The following is a 17,714-nucleotide window of genomic DNA, read 5'->3' as shown; positions in this document are numbered from 1 at the left end:
CCTTCCCGAATGGGATGGACCATTTTTATTCATTTCGCACTTTGTTCCCCTTTATATTCAAGATTCACTTTTATCGAATGCTCTTTCTTCCCGCCAAAATAATTCGTGCCTATTACACCTAAAATGATTAGTATCGACCCCAATATATCGTAGATCGTAATCTTTTCATCAAGAATGAGAGCTCCTGCAGCAATCGTGACAACTGTGGAAAGATTTGCAAATACGCTCATTTGGGACGCTTTGATCTTTGATAAAATCGTATTGGATAATAACGAAGTGACCAATGAAGCCAATATTCCCAGATACAAAATGGAACTGATGAATTCCATGCTCGACCATGGTGTAAAAAATTCCGGCATCGTTCCTTGTTTTAGATGGGTGAAAAGTGCGGCCACGTTAAAAATGACAAAGCCTGTTCCCATCATGAAAAAGGACATTTCACCAGGTGTAAAATCCTTGGCAAGTGAACGGGTCATCGTTGTATAACATGCGGTTGCTATACAGGATAGCAAGATCAACACCATCCCAAGCATGTCAGAAAAATTGATCGTACTCCCTTTCACCACGAAAATAAAAATGACCCCAATTACAGACAAGATAATCGAAAGCTTTTGATATAAAGATGTTTTCTCCTTCAGGAAATATCCAGCTATCATCAATGTTAGAATTGGAGTGACTGCAGATAGAATTCCAGCATCTGTGGATTGTGAATACTTAAGTCCGAAAGTTTGAAAGGCAAAGAAAAGAGTTGGGAATAACAAGGATAGCGGGACCAGATTTTTAACCGACTCCCATGAATAGTTCACTTTAATGACTTTAACGGCAACAAGGAATAAAATGATGACGAAAGAAACGGTGAATCGGAACGCCAAAGTATCAAGCGGATTCGATTCCACAATGGCCATTTTGGTGAATAAGAAAGATAGGCCGACAATACTTGCATGAAAGATGGCTAACATGTATGCAAAAGTTCGGGATTTCATGGATGCAACTCCTTAACTAGATTACTATATTTCCTTTTTAGGTATAGTACCCTTTGCATCTGTATTGCAACCCAAGTTAGAGTTAAAAGATAAAGTTGGCATAAATTCCTCCTTTGAATTAAAATGCTGCAGTTAACGTTCATGCGGTTTTCACTTTTTTCAAAAGATATAGATTAAGTACACCGTTAAGTATGATCATGTACAGTTTCAAATATGGTAAAATTTCAACGAGAAAGTGAGGTATACATATATGTTAGTTACTACAGTAATATTCCTTATGGCAGGACTGGCGGAAATTGGTGGTGGCTACCTTATTTGGCTTTGGTTAAGGGAGGGTAAATCCATTTATATTGGTTTAGCCGGAGGTTTCGGGTTGGTATTATACGGTATCATTGCAACTTTCCAAACGTTCCCTACTTTTGGACGTATATATGCTGCATATGGCGGGGTTTTCATTGTTTTATCGGTTTTATGGGGATGGGGCATTGATAAGAAAACTCCTGATTTATATGATTGGATTGGATCAGTAATCTGTCTAGCCGGGGTTTCAATCATGATATGGGGACCTAGACAGTAAAAAAATTAAAGGGCCTAAGGCCCTTTAATCAGACTGTAGACAAACTCAAAGAAAAGCGAGTTAGCCTGCAGTTTTTTTATTTTAAAAAACGTTCCAGCCTTTCAGAAGCCCGCTACCTTTCCGCCGACTGTCTGCCAAGCGTCTTGGTGTCTCTGCTAGCCGGTTTTTCTTGCAGGAGTGTCGCAAATGCTTCAATCTTGTACCGTATAAAACAGTAAAAAATCAGGGGAGTAATCTTACATGCTAGTATGTTGGCCACCCTTGGGAATCCGCACCCTGATTCCATTCTCACCTACTAACCCCGTCCCAAATGTATACCAGGTATTCCCTTCTTTAATTATCGATGGATCATGAATAAGCGTATCACCGATTAATGCCCAATTACTCGCTGATGCAGCGTTACCTGCTGAAAAAGTAATGAATAAAGTAAAAATCAAAACTGAAAATGTTTTGTACTTTCCCATAATCCCCTCCTTTAAATATATATTTGAAAACGCATACATAATTCATGATAATCTTTTCATTAACTGGTTCCCAATTGGAATACAACTCATGTTTATTAGTTAGTAGCACTATAAAGGGGCGGTTTAATTTCCATTTGAATTTTTTTGTCATTTGATAGAGTAAAGTAAGAAATAAGGGTAACAAGTAAAACAACTGCACTTAAGCAATAATATGTGTTTTGGAAACCCATGAATGAATACATACTACCCGCTACGGAAGAAAAAATAGTAATGGCACTCTGTTTCGCAAAATTAAATGCCAGTAAATAAATGGTTGCGCTTAGTCTAGTATCAAATACTCCTGTAATGTATTTAAAAATGGAAACTAAGAGTAAGGGCATTTCAAAAGCTGCAATCAACCTGAATATTGATAAGAGAACAGGGCCCGTAGCTATTGCACTTCCAAAAATACGAACGAAAGTTAATACACCGAAAAGAATGAGCCCATTTTTAGCACCCATTTTATTTACGATCACAGGGGCAAAAATCATTAATATGGCTTCAAGTCCAACTTGAATGGAGACTAGCTTACTAAATATATCCGTTCCATATTCTTTAGAAGAAAAGAATTGTACATAATAGTTAGGAAACTGTTGATCGAACACATCATATATGGCGGCCGTGCCGATTATTAAGAATGAAAGGTACCAGAAGCTCTTTATTTTAAATATCGAAAGAACAGCTTTTTTACTAATTTCATTTCCTTTATCCTTCGAGCCTCCTGACTTGATATGGTCTTGACCTTCTATTTTAGCCGTAAATAATAAGACAGCTAAAAAAACCGCAGCACCTGATGCAAACCAAAAAATTGAATTTGGGTTTTTTACAAACATTACTCCCCCAATCAATGAGGCCGTAGCCCCTGCTATAGATCCGAATAACCTTACCCTGCCATATTCAAAACCATTATTACGACTCACTCTTTCTATATAGGATTCAACAACCCCCACCCCGCCGTTGAATACTGCACTAAGGTATACGCTTCCTATAATTGCTCCTATAACTATATTCGCTTTAAGTAATGGGGCATAAAGGAAGCTGAAGAAAGGCCCCATGAACATTAAAAGGATTACGACGACCCAAAATAAGTTTTTTTTGAATCCCAATTTATCTGAAATGATTCCTAAAAAAGGTTGATAACATAGTGCAATTAATGACATCGATGAAAAAACAATGCCTGTTTCACTTGGGTTAAGTCCGGCAACATCTTCTAACCATAATGGGAGGAAACCAAGAACGATTGCCCAAATAATAAAGTAAAAATAAAATAGTCCTCCAAAATTCCAAAAACCTTTAGAAACATTCATATAAAGTCCCCTTTACTTATTATAAGACATGCATTTGAATGAATTTAACCATACTAAAATGCAAGCGAATCTTTCCACGGCATTGTAGAAAGATTCCAAGCTGAATTTTAATATTTCATCTTTAGCTTTTACTTTTACTTTTATTCACCTCATCCGGTACTGGGATCCCAAAGTTTGGAGAGCCATCCTGGTTCCAGTTAAATACTTGTGCCCGTGTATGACGATTTGGATCATACAAGGGATCCCCTTCAATTTCGGTATAATTACGAGCATGGTAAATTAAAATATCTTCACTCCCATCCTCTGAAACTGTAAAGCTATTATGACCTGGTCCATATTGTCCATTTTCCGGTGCACTTTGAAAAACGGGAGTTGGGGATTTAGTCCAAGAAGCAGGGTTTAACAAATCACTATCTTCCTCAGCCGTAAGTAAACCCATGCAATAATTATGATCTGTTGCACTGCATGAATAAGTAATGAAAACCTTTCCATTTCTTTTAAGAATTGCTGGACCCTCATTAACATGGAAACCAATGGTCTCCCAAGGTAATTCAGGCTTTGAAAGCATTACCTGTGGACCCTTAATTGTCCAAGGATTTTCCATTTCCGCAATATATATATTGGAATTACCTTTAATATTCAAATCCCTTTGAGCCCATACATAATATAAAATACCATTATGTTCAAAAGCGGTAGCATCTAAAGAAAAAGTTTCCCATTCTGTCTTAACTTGTCCCTTATGTATCCATTCTCCCTTTAAAGGATCAGGACTTTCATTCTCAAGTACAAACATTCGGTGGTCGAACGTTCCGTTAACTGGTTGATCGGTTCTCGCCGCAGCGAAGTAGATGTACCACTTTCCCTTTATAAAATGAAGTTCTGGAGCCCAAATCAGTGAGCTTTGCGGTCCAGTCTCATTTTTTCTCCAGACAGTAATAGCCTCTGCTTTACCTATTCCTTGAATAGTTTTAGATCGCCTGATTTCAAGTCGGTCATATTCTGGTACGGATGCAACAAAATAATAATAGTTATCCGAATGCTTATATACCCAAGGATCTGCTCTTTGTTCAACAATTGGGTTCTTATAAGTTTGCATTGTATTCATATTTTAGTCTCCTTTTTGTTTACGTCTATTCTTTGAATCTAGTTGTATTTATCTACGATATGGAATTTTTTCATGCCGGCAGAGAAAAAACACCACCCCCTATTGTGTTTATAATAATTTTTTGCTCCGACCCAATAATCTTAATGATAAATAGATTCGCAATTCATACGGACTAATTTTAGAAAATATCAAATTTTCTTAATATTCATCCGTATAATTAAATAATAAGTTGTCGTTTCGAGGATGTCAACGCTTTCTTTTGTTATTATTTTGAAATTCCAGAGTAATATATCGAATAATTTGTACGTATAGCTTTGAATGGTGAATGGATGACACTGAGAATTACCATTTCTAAATCGAAACCTTTTTGCTACCTATCTTGTCTACGATCCAAGCAATTATAAAAACACTTGTGAACAGTAATCAGTTTCCCATTATTGACAAGTTTGCTGTCACTCGGGACATACAATTTTCCCCCTCCGAATTCCGATGGTCATACTATTAAACTAAGGATTGCACCCTTTTTGATACGCCAAAAAGCCCTCTTATCAAAAGAGGGCTCAGTTTGTAGACAAAAGGGGTTCAGAACTTGAGGTGATGAGGATCCTTTTTATACATGATTCCTTGATACGCTCGTGTTTCCTTTCGAACCAGCAGCTATCATTAAGAGTCTATAGAAAATCTTTTCGGACAGGTCTGTATCTTTAAAGCGTCGCTTAAAATGACTGTAGGAGAAAGCGGCCCTGAAAACGCATCTTTCATCAAGTGATGTACCCGAAACAACTGATTCAAAGCAACACCTTCAACTCCTCAGGTAGGGTTTCTATCTAAAAGTTGATTAGAGAGGAAGGTACGAGACTCCTGCGGGCACAAGCCGAGGAGGTGCCCGGACCGCCAGCGAAAAGCGAGGCCTTGCGTTCCAATCAACGTTCAAATTGTACAAGCCATAAAAAAACTGTAGTCAAACTCGATTTTCATCGAGTTTGACTACAGTCTGAGCCCTCTTATCAAAAGAGGGCTTTTACCTAAGATAGGATCAAGCTTCCAAGGCTTCTTTACGCTTTCTTTCCTTTGATTCAGTTATTAGATCATAACCAAGATAAAGGATGATGGCTCCGCCTATTAATTTTATATATAACGGAACGTCCGCTACAAAGAAATAAATCATAGAAAATAATGTCCCTATAATGCATAACCAAAAAATAATATGTTTTAAAAATTTCAAAGTAATGACTCCTCTCAAAAGATGAGGTAATTTCTATTTCGCTCCACTTTAAGGAGGAATTAATTATCCGTACCATTATTCTAACATTTATTCTTTATATAATGGAGTGAATCGTATTGCGAAATTATGAACATTTATGGGTTATCCATATTTATATCCTTACAATCGATTTCTTCTAGCGCAGGACAAACGCCAAGACTTGTCAATTTGCATAATTTTGATAGGAACCATGACTCCGATAATAGAAGGTAATTATACATAAAATGACAGCTAGGTATCCCTTCACTGACATTTCATGCATTTGATTTTACATGATATTCATTTTATTGGACTCTACCGCCATTTCTTCAGTTTGTTCCTTATGATCATTTTTGTAATAAGCTATTTTCACTGGAACGAATGATAAAGCTACCGCGGCAATGAGACCCGGAATGGCGAAGGCAATGAAATTCAATTGGATGGGTAGCGAGATGGATAATAAGAATCCGCCAAGAATGGGTCCAAGCATACCGCCGATCCTTCCGATTCCAGATGCCACTCCTAGTGCAGTCGATCTAATATTTGGTGGATAGTACTGGGAAACATAGGCTTGTACTAGGTTTTGGGCACCAATGGTACAGGCTCCTGCAATCGCTACCAATGTGTAAATCACGAAGGAACTTCCACCCATTCCCAATAGAGTCAAACTGACTGCCCCAAGCGCATACATCGGCACAAGCATTTTCTTGGATCCATAACGATCACAAAGTTTAGCGATGATAAGCGTGCCTATGATAGCTCCCCCTTGAAGAACGATCAAGAAACCTAAGCTTGAATTCAGCGCATACCCTGCCTCGATCATTAGCTTTGGAAGCCATGTATTCAATCCATATACCATCAATAGGCACATGAAAAAGGCGATCCAGAACATCAACGTGCTCAGGGCACGGGAATCCTTAAACAATCCAACAATCGGCATATTGGTATCCGTTTTTTTCACATCTACAATTTCGTCCTTGATGTCGAATTCACTCTCCGGACTGACCCTGGATAATATCCTGATTAACTCCTCTTTTCTGTTAACTCTGATCAGATGCGTCGAAGCCTCTGGTAAACGTTTCATCATGAAGGGTAAAAATAACAATGGTATTCCTGCAAACCAGAATATTGATTCCCAACCTAATGTCGGCATAACCAGGATACCCAGTATCGGTGCAAGCATCCCTCCGAATGAATAACCGCACAAAACAATCGAAACGACCATGCTCCGCATCCTTTTCGGTGCATAATCCGTCAATAAGGCAATGACGTTCGGCATAATGCCCCCAAGACCTAATCCCGCTAAAAACCTAAAAGTCGAAAACATTGTAGGCGTATTCGCAAATCCACATAAAAGCGTAAACAAACTAAATAAAATCAGTGTAATCGCTATTACGTTTTTTCTGCCAATCCGATCTGCTAATGTACCAAAGAAAATGGCCCCGAACAACATTCCAAATAGACCGTAGCTGCCCATAGCCCCAGCTTCCACGGAAGTAAGGTTCCACTCCTCTGTCAATAGCGGGACGACCGTTCCGTAAACGACAAGGTCATAGCCGTCAAAAAGGATAATGATAAAACACCATGCCAGCAATCCAAAATGAAAGCGGTTGAACTTACTGTTGCTAATTACCTCAGTCGTATTAATTCTTGCCATAAAATTTTCTCCTCTCCAGGTGACTACAATAAATCTCTCAAAATGACAGCGCTTACGTAATACTTAAAAAAAACATCGATACACTCATCTTTTATACAAATAGTGAACTTAGTTATCTAATTATTATTATAATGGCTAATTATCTGATATTTCAATAAAAACTTTCATAATAAATTAAAGCTTTAAAATGATCCAAGACAATACAAGGGATATATGTTTTCTGAAATATCCTTAAATACAACTAGCTATAACGTATCTGGACATACGTATAGACAACAAAAAACCAGTTCCGTTAAGGAACTGGTTTCTAATTTAAAAAAGGTAAGCCGCCATTGCCGTATTCAAGTAAGAAAGTTTTAAACCACCACTCCTCAAAGTGGGTGTTTGCAGAAACAATCCTGTTGTCCAAGTCAGTGACGAGGCATAACATTCCTGTTTCGATGTAAAACTCCCTATTACAGCTTAAAGGTTAAAACTTAATTATCATTACGAACAACGCAGCTTGTATAATTATAATACCTAAATATCATCAATCTTGCAAGTTTAATAATCCCAAGGAACCAAAAAATTATTATGTTACACGATATGTGGAGCGAAATTAGTTACGGCAGAACCAAAGCGAAATGTACTTACTCCCCCCTTTATTGGGTTTCCTAAGGTAGGTAAGATATATTTTTAGAAATATTGTGCAAGATAAAATTAGGACAGAATAGCAAGTGTTTATCTTACGGATGCCTAGTTTCGGATGTTGAACCTGACAATAAATACTAAATAACCTTTGCAAATACTTGTCAGGAGTCTATAATATTAACTAACAGATTTGATTGGAGTGACTAGTTATGCTTTCAAATATTGGTTTTCCCGGCTTAATTTTAATCCTTCTTTTAGCTTTAGTTGTTTTTGGACCGAATAAGCTTCCTCAAATCGGACGGGCCGTCGGCACCTCGCTTAGAGAGTTTAAGGATGCAACCAAGGGAATAACGGAAGAAATACAAGAGGAATTCAAGGAAGACGTACAAGCTGCAAGGAAAGAATCGATAAAATGAAAAAATGAAAAAGACGCCTGCACGCAGCAGGCGTCTTTGATGCGTTTGAGGCGCAGAACCGTCAGGCCACATCCCGACGTTTAGCTAAAAGCTTGTTCTTCGACTTACACAAATTAGCTCATCGCTTTATTAATATAACATTAATTCTATTTTATTTCAAGAGATTTATTAAACGGCCGGTTAACGGCATCCCTTGGAATTGAATGTTGAACCAAATTTTATAAACCGCTTTGAGTTTTTTTTATTAATATATTCTATCGAGTTCATTATTAAAATACAAAAAATCAAATAATCTCCTTTAAGCCCGTTCTGCAAACAAATCCTTGAACTACACTACAAGTTCATCGTCATTTGGGTCAATTGATCCGATGAAACGGCAACTTGATTGAACACTTCATTAATTTCATCGAAAATATCATTCAGTTCTGTCATTTCCTTGGTGATTTTAATATTTTGCTCTTTTACTGAAAGCATGGCCTTTGCTATATCGGTAAAAAATTTGCCCGTTTCTTTCCCTTGCTTCGTGCCTTTAGTAATCTCCCCGCTAACCATGGAAATTGAAGTATTCATTACATTGGTAAAATGAGCAATGCCACTAACCAGTTTCACTACTTCCGAAACTGATTGCTTGGTATTTTCCGAAAGCTTCCTTACTTCACCTGCAACAACCGCAAATCCCTTGCCATTATCACCCGCTCTTGCCGCTTCAATCGCTGCGTTCAATGCCAACAAATTCGTTTGTTCGGCAATAGAAGTGATAATCGTGACAATTCGTTCAATTTCCTTTGATGTATTGGATAGCTGTTCCATATCTTTTGAGATGATCGTCATTTGATCCTGTGTTTTTACCAACCTTTTCTCTAACCCTTGTAACAGTTCAACACCTTCATTCGATTTCCCCTCTGCATGTATCGCAATCTCTGACCCCTTTTGAGTGAAATTATGGATTTCGACTACCTTATTTGCCATTAATTGCGTTGCTGAACTTGTCTCTTCACTGATTGCTGCCAATTCTTCGGCATTTTGATTGACCTGTAGTTTAATCGTCTCTTTTTCTTCAAGGTTTTGTTGACGAATCTTCTCATTTTCAAGTTCATATGCCTCTAAAACTATTTGCTGCTCTAAATTAATAATTTTAGTGACTGCCAGAATGTTATCCTGATATTGCTCTATATTCTTTATATTGGCCATCACATGAATGATTATTGATTGCAGTAAATCTTGAAAAGCACTCATATACCATTTTGGCTGCAGTCCAATTCGCACATGTACCTGTGCGATAACATAGCGCTGTTTAATGTAAACATCATCAATGGTACCGCTAAACATTTCGAACATATGACGATGCAGTGTCTTTTTCAACCTATCGATAGAACTATTGGCCGAAATGATTTTCAATAAAGAGGATTCATTCTCTAGATTTTTATAAAAATTTTCAACAATTTGGGTCAGATGTTCTTTCACTTCTTCTTGTAAAGAACGAGTGATGCATAAATCCCCGATCGTCAAATGAATCATCTCCACTTGTGTCAATACGCTCGGATACTCCCTTATATTGATACCGACTTGTTCCTTAAATTGCAAATAGTCTATTGAATCTATCTTTTGTTTATTTCGCCATAAACTTTTCATGATGAATTACCCTCCAATTTTTCTACCCATATATACTATTTCGACATAAAGCCTGTTAATCTTTAACTAATTTGATAATTTCCCCTCTAACAAGCTAATATCACACAAGACTTATGAACTATATGGACCAAAACAAAAAAAACACTCCAGAGAGTGTCTCAGACTGTAGACAAATTAGAGAAGAGCCAGTTTACCTACAATTTTTTCTTTAAAAAAGGTTCAGTTGATTTCATCCGTATAAACAAGTAAAAAAACATGAAGGATAATCAAGTTTTCATTTAAAATCATGGTTCGGGGTGAGAGCATTCCGAACCTCCTTTTGTCGTCTAACTGAGACACTACAGAGAGTTTCTTTTTCAATGATTATTTTTCCTGCTGGTTAAGGTTGGAATGTTTACGGGAATAAGTGAAGTAAATGACGACTCCGATAGCCATCCAAATCAAGAACCTTATCCATGTATGACTTCCCAATTGAATCATCAAGAATACGCAAAAAACGATTGCTAAGCCCGGAACGAGCGGTACAGCCGGACAATAAAAAGCACGTTTCATATCCGGTCTTGTTTTCCGTAAAACGATGACCGCTACGGAAATCATCGTAAACGCAGTCAATGTTCCAATGTTGACCAACTCTGCCAATTCACCAAGCGGTATGAATGCTCCCAGTAAGGCCGCTATCAAACCAAACATCCATGAAGCAGCATATGGTGTTTTATATTTCTTATGAAGTCTTGATAAGGATTTAGGCATCAGCCCATCACGTGACATCGCAAACATGATCCGGGTTTGGCCATATAACATCACCAAAATCACCGTTGTCATACCGAGGAACGCACCTAGATCAATGATCCCTGCAACCCAATTTTGTCCTGCGCTTTGCAAGACCAAAGAAATCGGGTGATCGAGAGCCGTGCTGAATTGTGCATACGGTACCACACCTGTCATTATTAAACTCACGACCATGTATAGCACAACACAAATGACAAGAGAACCGAGTATTCCACGTGGTAAATTCTTTCCTGGATTTCTTGTTTCTTCAGCAGCAGAAGCAACCGCATCAAAGCCGATGAAGGCAAAGAACATTAATGCGGCAGTTGAAAATACCCCATCGATTCCAAATGGCATGAATGGCTGCCAGTTTTCCGGTTTTACATAATAAATAGAAGAAACGATGAACAGCAAGACTACCAACACTTTTATGACGACCATTATGTTATTAATCCTAGTCGTTTGTTTCGTGCCTCTGGAGATCAATAAAGTAATCGCCATTACTATCAAAAAGGCTGGCAAATTCATATAAGTCGTGACACCATCAACCGAACCCGGTGCTGCCGTAAATTTCTCTGGAAAGTTAATCCCGAATCCACTTAAAAATGATTGGAAATAGCCTGACCAGCCTGCCGATACGGCACTAACGGCCAATAAGTATTCAAGGATTAAATCCCAGCCGATTATCCAAGCGGCAAATTCACCTAGAGTTGCATAAGCATACGTATAAGTCGAACCGGAAACCGGTACGGATGCTGCAAATTCCGCATATGCGAGTGCAGCGAATAAACAGGCAAGACCTGCAATAACGAAAGATAATGAAAGTGCAGGACCAGCATTTACTGCACCAGTACCTGTTAATACAAAAATGCCTGTACCAATGATCGCTCCAATTCCAAGCATCGTTAAATCCCAAGCGCCTAGTTCCCTTTTCAATCCCTTACCGCTGGAACTTGCGTTTATCAATAAGTCCTCAATGGACTTCTTTCTAAAAATACTCATGCTATCTCCTCCATAAATTTTAAAAACTATTCTGAAAATTGCAGACGAATAAATTAACTTGCTATTTATATCGGAGAAATTTCGACAAATTCCTACAAAGCCTGAATTATCTGACTTTCAAATTATACGTATTAACACTTCCATCGTCAATGGATTATTATTGTAAAATTCTGTTTTTGATTCCTCTACAGAATGTAAGAATTAGCATTAAACAGAATTATCCTTCATTATCAATACATTCAGTAGTAACCTTTGTAGTTCATGCTGTTTTTTAAATCGAACGTTCATTATCTTAATATTATCAATAGCAAAATGCTGGAGTGTTCCCTGTAATCCTGTATTTTGGTCTTATTGAGTTTTAACATTATTTATCCTAGATGGATTTAACATTCATTTTTCCATATGTATTATTATGAAATAATACATCAATATTATTCTGATCATTCACGCACCAATAGTTTGACGGAATCAAAGTACATCTCTATACTTATTAAGTCTTAAAAAAAGTACGGGAATCATGCTTAATAATTGAAGAAGGTGACATTCATGGATTTTACGATTACCTATCTGTCTTTTTATTTAATCCAAGTCGATGGAAAAGGCGATCAGGCTGATAAGCGTTTTAAACATTTTCAAACTCTTGATACCCAGGAATACGAAGAAAGTCCTCTAAAGGATTTTTTGGATGGGGAATTGATGAAGATTTCCAAACGAAAAGTGGACCGTCATCCAAAAACTGAACAAATACCGACGAAAATCGGTTCTTTTATTGTCGAAGAAGGACATGCACTTGATTCCAACCCTAATTACAATGTATTTGACCGTGTTCGATATGCTAAAACGAAAGAAGAATTCCAAGAGGAAAATGAACAATTCACGCGGTCATATATTGATACTAGTGCCGTCCGCGGTGGTGTCTTCATAATCGCATCGGCTAAATTATCGAAATATCTCGATGAACCATTCGTTTTCTTATTAAAATGTGATTTCGAGCCAAAGGTTGCATCCATTTCGGATGAACGGACCCTGATCAGACACGTTGAAATGGCCATCACCACCAAAAATATGAAATCCATTCAATATCCCTACATGCCCGAAGAAGGAATGGTCGAAGAAGCCGAACTGAAAATCCACCAGGCTTCACATGCTCGCTACTTTGAGGACTTTTTGAAATTTGTTGAATATGGCGAATCGATGCCGGAAATCATGAAAAACCAGGTCATCCATATGGTCCATGAACATGTATCCGCTCAATTCGAAGAAAACAGTGACGAACTGCACAAATTCGAACAGGACCTCGAAATCTGGGAAACAAGCGATAAGCGGGAAATCCAGGAACGTCTTGAGACCCACCAAGTCGTCGAAGCCACAGCCCAGATTGTCGAACATACACCTGAAGCCGAACTGCGAATGAAGCTTGGCAGTACATCTATCAAAGGATTGCTAGCCGATTTTGGCGACAGTATCCATTTAGGAAAGATTAACGGGAAGTATGTATTAATGATTGAATCCGATACAATAGAGTTCGATAAAGGTGTTTCGCCGATTGAATTTCATAGGCCTGATGATTTGATGGAGATTGTGGAGAAGATTAGTAGGAAGGTTTGAGAATTGAAGAAAAAATAGCATCATTAAGACACTTTTAACTGGCTTAGTGACCGCATTAGTGACCGCTAGTATGACCTCAAAACACGTATCATTACAGCATTTATGACTATATTAGTGACCAAAAATGTGACCGCTCCCGTAATCAATTTTCTAAAAACGGTCTTAAAGTTTGTGATTAAGGTTTCTATTCATTTTAATCCACTAAAAGGAAGTTCCTAAAAAATAAAAAAACTTCTTTACCTATATATAAACTATTTTTGATTTAACGCATAAACGGGCAAGCAATTACGCAAGCCCGTTTATTTATTCTGTATAATTAAGTTTGTTTAAACTTTGGGTAATTGATTATAACCAATAGAAGGATAATTTGATTGATAGTATCTTATGTATTCTGCCTCTTTAACGTTAACCTCTTTATCGGTGGCGGTATTGGATTCCCACAATATTTCTTTACGTATTGTAAAATCTCTACGTTGTTCCCTTGTAAAATCCTTCGCAATTAACTTACTACTAACACTACCAAAGTAGTTAATTAATATCATCAGTCCAATCCTTGCCAACATAAATCTTTCCGTTAGGGTAAGTGATTTTGTAAATAACCTTCAAAATCCTAACCTCCACTATCCTAATAATTCTTTAAGCTCATTAATTGATAGCCACGGTCTTCTACGGTGTAACATACGGTGGCAATTAGCACAAACAAGGACTATATCTTCAATTTTTGTCTGCTCATCTTCACCCATTTCAGAAATAGGTTTAGTATGATGCCCTTCTATGTAACCTTCTCCTATATCGCCATAATGTTCTTTAAAATCAAATCGACACACTTCACAAAACAGCTTACCGTGTCGTTCTATAAAGCGTTCCTTTGCTAACTTAATTACTTCGGGATTCCGTTCCCTTACTAAGTGCTGTTTTAAGATTCGCTTACCTTCGGGGAAACCTTCATCATCTTCCGTAAAACCAATACGGTCTATGGAGTTAGTATAGTTTCATGGACACATTTTAGTTAAGTCCTTACAATGATTTTTGAGAGGATGTGTCCGTCTTGGAACGTAAGAATACAGGTAAAAAATACAATAATGAATTCAAGAAGACTATTGTAGATCTTTATCACTCGGGTAATTCGGTCAAAGAATTAAGCGGCGAATATGGCGTATCAGAAGTTACCATTTATAAATGGGTTAAAGAATTTACTCCAATCGGTTTAGGGGAAGAGTCCATGACTCCAAAGGAATTAGCCGCCATTCAAAAGGAAAACCTTCGGTTAAAGCAAGAAGTTGAAATCTTAAAAAAGGCTATGGCCATATTCGCGAAAAAGTAACCGAAACAGATCTTACCGAATTTATTGAGGAACACAAGAAACAATATCCCGTACAGAAGATGTGTGAAATACTAGAAATCCCAAGAAGCAGCCATTATCAGTCCCTTCAAATAGTCGTATCAAATCGCGAACAGGAAAACCAAGAAATCACGAAGGAAATTCATCTCATTTACCTGGAAAGCAAGGGACGATATGGGGCTCCAAAGATTCATGAAAGCTTATTAACCAAAGGGTTTTCCCTAAGTCTAAAGCGTGTTCAACGCTTAATGAGCAAGGCGAGAATTCGTTCTATTACTAAGAAAAAATACCGTCCCTATCCATCTAAAGAAAAGGTTATTCAATTGGATAATTTGTTAAAACGAGACTTCACTACTCAGACCATTAATGAGAAATGGGTAGCAGATATTACGTATATCCATACGTTAAAAGACGGATGGTGTTATTTAGCTTCGGTATTAGACCTTCATTCTAAGAAAATAGTAGGGTATTCATTTTCTCGTTCAATGACGACAGAACTGGTCATAAAAGCTTTCAATAACGCACACCTATCACAAAAGCCCTCGGAGGGCTTAGTTCTTCATACCGATCTTGGCTCACAATATACAAGCAGTGAGTTTACTCAACATATCCAAAACCATCATATTAAGCAATCCTTTAGTCAGAAAGGTTGCCCGTACGATAATGCCTGTATTGAATCCTTTCATGCCCTATTAAAGAAGGAAGAAGTCAACCACGTACAATATCTAGACTATCAAACAGCTAAATTAGCGATGTTCCAATTTATTGAAGGTTGGTATAACCGAAAAAGAATTCACAGCAGCTTGGGTTATCAAACCCCACAAGCCATTGAAGATCGAATTAGGAATACAGCTTAAGATTTAACTTTTTAGTGTCCAAAATATTGACTCAAATCCACTACTTCGTTCAGTTTACGCATAACTGTTTCCATAGTGTTAAATCCGTGCTCTAAAATTAAACCAATTTCTTTATCTGTTATACCTTTAGACTTACCCGATACAACGCTATTTTTAAACTCAATACCAATTTCACTTAAATATACGGGGTTATCGAATACTTGAAAATCGGATAAAATAATACATCCTATTTCACCGTTATCCATATCAGTTTCAAACATACTATTCATTCTTGTAACAAAACTTTCTTTCTCTACATCACCGTTACCTTGCCCGTACCTATCCCATGCTTCATTAACTGTTAAAACTTCAAATCTTTCATATGTTGCCTTACCTAATACGGCTCTTTCACCTTTAACACCATTTTCATTTTTCACTATGAAAAAGTACGGCTCCTCCGTTGTTAATACATTAAAATGGTTAGTGTTTTTACGCCAAAAATTAACTTCACCTACATTATTTTTATTGGATAAATACTTAAACCACTCCCTAGAAGTAACTCCAATATACCCCTTCATGTTTACGCTCCTCCCGTTAACAAAGTCCGTTTCTATATAAACTGCAAATCAAGTTTAATTAGTTATAAAGACTTTTTTAATGTGGTCTTAAATAAAGAACGCAGTTTAATTTAATTAACCAAATGATTAGTTGTACATTCCCATTAACTTTTCAAACTCCAAGCCAATATTGCATTTATTTAACCTATTTTGTCTTATTAAATATAATTCTCGGATTATTGGCTCTATTTCTTCCATTGTGGCATGATGGACTGTTTTATGACAAAGAGGACATAACGATATAATATTCGCTTCAACATCCAAGCTATTCTCAAATTGGTCTTGGAACTCCATAGGAATTAAATGATGTGCTTCAACATAATTTTCACCTGTTGTAGCCGATTTAAAAAATAAATGCAAGTTATCATATTCACACTTATTTTCAGCTAATACTATAGCCTTCTTAGAAACGATAGGATTCCTTTTCCACTTAGTTATTGGAGTGATTATATGTGTCCCTTTTATTATTTCTTTAGGTTCATCCACTACTTTCTCTGAACCATCCGTATTTATATTCTCAATTTGTTTTTGAAAAGATTCCTCATCTACTTCCCCATCAAGTACATATCTAATATTTTTCCTTAATAAAAGTTGATACAATAATTCATATTGTTTAATATCTAATTTTTGTAGAGACTGATTAAACCCTTTAAATTGAGTCCAAATATTCTTCATTTCCTCGGAAGTAATAGGGCTAAAAATAGCTATAGATGAAGGAGTAAAATAATATGCTCCTCTGTATTCCCCTTCATTATCTTCTGTATACATTATCTTTTCTTCAAGAATAGCAGAAGCAATAACATGCCCTTTATATTGAAATAAAACTAGAGTTCCAGGGTCTGCATTCATTCCTTTTTTAAAATTATACTTTCTAAAAGGTAATTCACTTACAAACCATTCTTGTAAATTTTCTATAGTTTGCTCTGCAAACTCTGGGTCAGTTTCTGACATTGGTAGCAGTCTAATAGCAAGCACAGTTGCTGTAGAAGTAGTAACCATACTCTCTTCTACTATTTCATTTTCAATTTCAAATCCATATTCTTTTAATCTATCTAATACAACCTGTCTTTCTTCTTCACTAAAAAGTGATTGATATGCTTCCTCAAGAACTAATGCTTCCACTGTTAAATCTAATCTCCCCAATAGCAATAAGCTTGTAAATCCATCAGAAGGACTGTTGCTATTAATGAACTTCTTAGCAACATTTAGTCCACCTTGATTAGCAACCATTTGCTTAAACCTTGAAGCATTATAACCAATCTTTCTTGCGTTCTCATAAATATTTAACATATCCTTATGAAATTGAATTTCTAACTGTCTTTGATTGGCAGTTGCCATACTAATACCTCCATTAAAACTGGATATTAAATGATTTCCCATAAGTTAAAATAGTAACAATTATCCATAAAAAATAATAGGCATTTTGTAACACAAAAAGATTATATTTAATCGCAAGAACTAAGGCAAACATAAAAAGCACCATTCTAG

At 36.8% G+C, this 17,714-nt stretch carries 15 protein-coding genes, 1 other RNA gene and 1 pseudogene; 4 read left to right on the top strand and 13 right to left on the bottom strand.

From position 1 onward, the window contains the following. Positions 1–29 precede the first annotated feature (29 nt). Positions 30–983, bottom strand: coding sequence for a DMT family transporter (locus QUF78_RS13465; protein ID WP_289325034.1), 954 nt, complete (start codon positions 981–983; stop codon positions 30–32). Positions 984–1,233: 250 nt separating this feature from the next. Between QUF78_RS13465 and QUF78_RS13460 the strand changes: the two genes are divergently transcribed. Beyond that, positions 1,234–1,560 carry a YnfA family protein gene (locus QUF78_RS13460; RefSeq protein ID WP_289325033.1) on the top strand — a complete coding sequence of 109 codons (327 nt, stop codon included), beginning with the start codon at positions 1,234–1,236 and terminating at the stop codon, positions 1,558–1,560. Positions 1,561–1,832: 272 nt separating this feature from the next. Here QUF78_RS13460 and QUF78_RS28020 read toward each other — a convergent pair. From QUF78_RS28020 to ssrS, 6 genes and pseudogenes are all read right to left on the bottom strand, one after another. After that, positions 1,833–2,024, bottom strand: a pseudogene (locus tag QUF78_RS28020) (arabinan endo-1,5-alpha-L-arabinosidase); the annotation flags it as partial. Positions 2,025–2,119: 95 nt separating this feature from the next. Then, positions 2,120–3,370 (bottom strand): MFS transporter, encoded by a 1,251-nt coding sequence (locus QUF78_RS13450; protein ID WP_289325031.1) that lies wholly within the window; start codon positions 3,368–3,370, stop codon positions 2,120–2,122. A gap of 121 nt (positions 3,371–3,491) precedes the next feature. Then, positions 3,492–4,475: a glycoside hydrolase family 43 protein gene (locus QUF78_RS13445; RefSeq protein ID WP_289325030.1), complete on the bottom strand. Its 984-nt coding sequence runs from the start codon at positions 4,473–4,475 to the stop codon at positions 3,492–3,494. Between the two features lie 1,036 nt (positions 4,476–5,511). Then, positions 5,512–5,700 carry a hypothetical protein gene (locus QUF78_RS13440; RefSeq protein WP_289325029.1) on the bottom strand — a complete coding sequence of 63 codons (189 nt, stop codon included), beginning with the start codon at positions 5,698–5,700 and terminating at the stop codon, positions 5,512–5,514. 307 nt (positions 5,701–6,007) lie between these two features. Then, on the bottom strand, positions 6,008–7,375 hold the full coding sequence (locus QUF78_RS13435) for an MFS transporter (protein ID WP_289325028.1): 1,368 nt from the start codon (positions 7,373–7,375) through the stop codon (positions 6,008–6,010). Positions 7,376–7,694: 319 nt separating this feature from the next. Further along, positions 7,695–7,882, bottom strand: a non-coding RNA gene (gene ssrS / locus QUF78_RS13430) — 6S RNA. A 332-nt stretch (positions 7,883–8,214) separates the two neighbouring features. Between ssrS and QUF78_RS13425 the strand changes: the two genes are divergently transcribed. Next, the gene (locus tag QUF78_RS13425; RefSeq protein WP_289316484.1) at positions 8,215–8,421 is read left to right on the top strand and encodes a twin-arginine translocase TatA/TatE family subunit; all 207 of its coding nucleotides are present in this window, start codon (positions 8,215–8,217) and stop codon (positions 8,419–8,421) included. A gap of 333 nt (positions 8,422–8,754) precedes the next feature. Here the strand turns inward: QUF78_RS13425 and QUF78_RS13420 are convergent, their stop codons facing one another. Together QUF78_RS13420 and bcaP are read right to left on the bottom strand one after the other, a co-directional pair. Continuing rightward, positions 8,755–10,053 (bottom strand): globin-coupled sensor protein, encoded by a 1,299-nt coding sequence (locus QUF78_RS13420; RefSeq protein WP_289325027.1) that lies wholly within the window; start codon positions 10,051–10,053, stop codon positions 8,755–8,757. Positions 10,054–10,416: 363 nt separating this feature from the next. Next, positions 10,417–11,823 (bottom strand): branched-chain amino acid transporter BcaP, encoded by a 1,407-nt coding sequence (gene bcaP / locus QUF78_RS13415; protein WP_289325026.1) that lies wholly within the window; start codon positions 11,821–11,823, stop codon positions 10,417–10,419. Positions 11,824–12,369: 546 nt separating this feature from the next. Here bcaP and QUF78_RS13410 point away from each other — a divergent pair. Further along, positions 12,370–13,431, top strand: coding sequence for a DUF3900 domain-containing protein (locus tag QUF78_RS13410; protein WP_289325025.1), 1,062 nt, complete (start codon positions 12,370–12,372; stop codon positions 13,429–13,431). Between the two features lie 326 nt (positions 13,432–13,757). On the opposite strand, the gene QUF78_RS13405 is transcribed toward QUF78_RS13410, so the two are convergent. After that, positions 13,758–13,973 carry a GIY-YIG nuclease family protein gene (locus tag QUF78_RS13405; protein ID WP_289325024.1) on the bottom strand — a complete coding sequence of 72 codons (216 nt, stop codon included), beginning with the start codon at positions 13,971–13,973 and terminating at the stop codon, positions 13,758–13,760. Positions 13,974–14,051: 78 nt separating this feature from the next. Next, positions 14,052–14,258, bottom strand: a complete 207-nt coding sequence (locus QUF78_RS13400) for an HNH endonuclease (RefSeq protein ID WP_289325023.1) — start codon at positions 14,256–14,258, stop codon at positions 14,052–14,054. Positions 14,259–14,479: 221 nt separating this feature from the next. Between QUF78_RS13400 and QUF78_RS13395 the strand changes: the two genes are divergently transcribed. Next, positions 14,480–15,630 (top strand): IS3 family transposase gene (locus QUF78_RS13395; RefSeq protein ID WP_483313823.1). Its coding sequence is split into 2 segments (ribosomal slippage): positions 14,480–14,729 and positions 14,729–15,630, totalling 1,152 coding nucleotides; the frame shifts between segments, so codons are not numbered across the junction. Positions 15,631–15,641: 11 nt separating this feature from the next. On the opposite strand, the gene QUF78_RS13390 is transcribed toward QUF78_RS13395, so the two are convergent. Then, a complete protein-coding gene (locus QUF78_RS13390; RefSeq protein WP_289325022.1) occupies positions 15,642–16,187 on the bottom strand; it encodes a hypothetical protein in 546 nt (181 codons plus the stop codon). 126 nt (positions 16,188–16,313) lie between these two features. Further along, positions 16,314–17,564, bottom strand: a complete 1,251-nt coding sequence (locus QUF78_RS13385) for an HNH endonuclease (protein ID WP_289325021.1) — start codon at positions 17,562–17,564, stop codon at positions 16,314–16,316. Between the last annotated feature and the right edge of the window lie 150 nt (positions 17,565–17,714).

The organism is Peribacillus sp. ACCC06369, from assembly GCF_030348945.1.
GTDB lineage: Bacteria > Bacillota > Bacilli > Bacillales > DSM-1321 > Peribacillus.
Note: the sequence above shows the minus strand (reverse complement) of the source record. Positions and strands in the feature narration are given on the sequence as shown.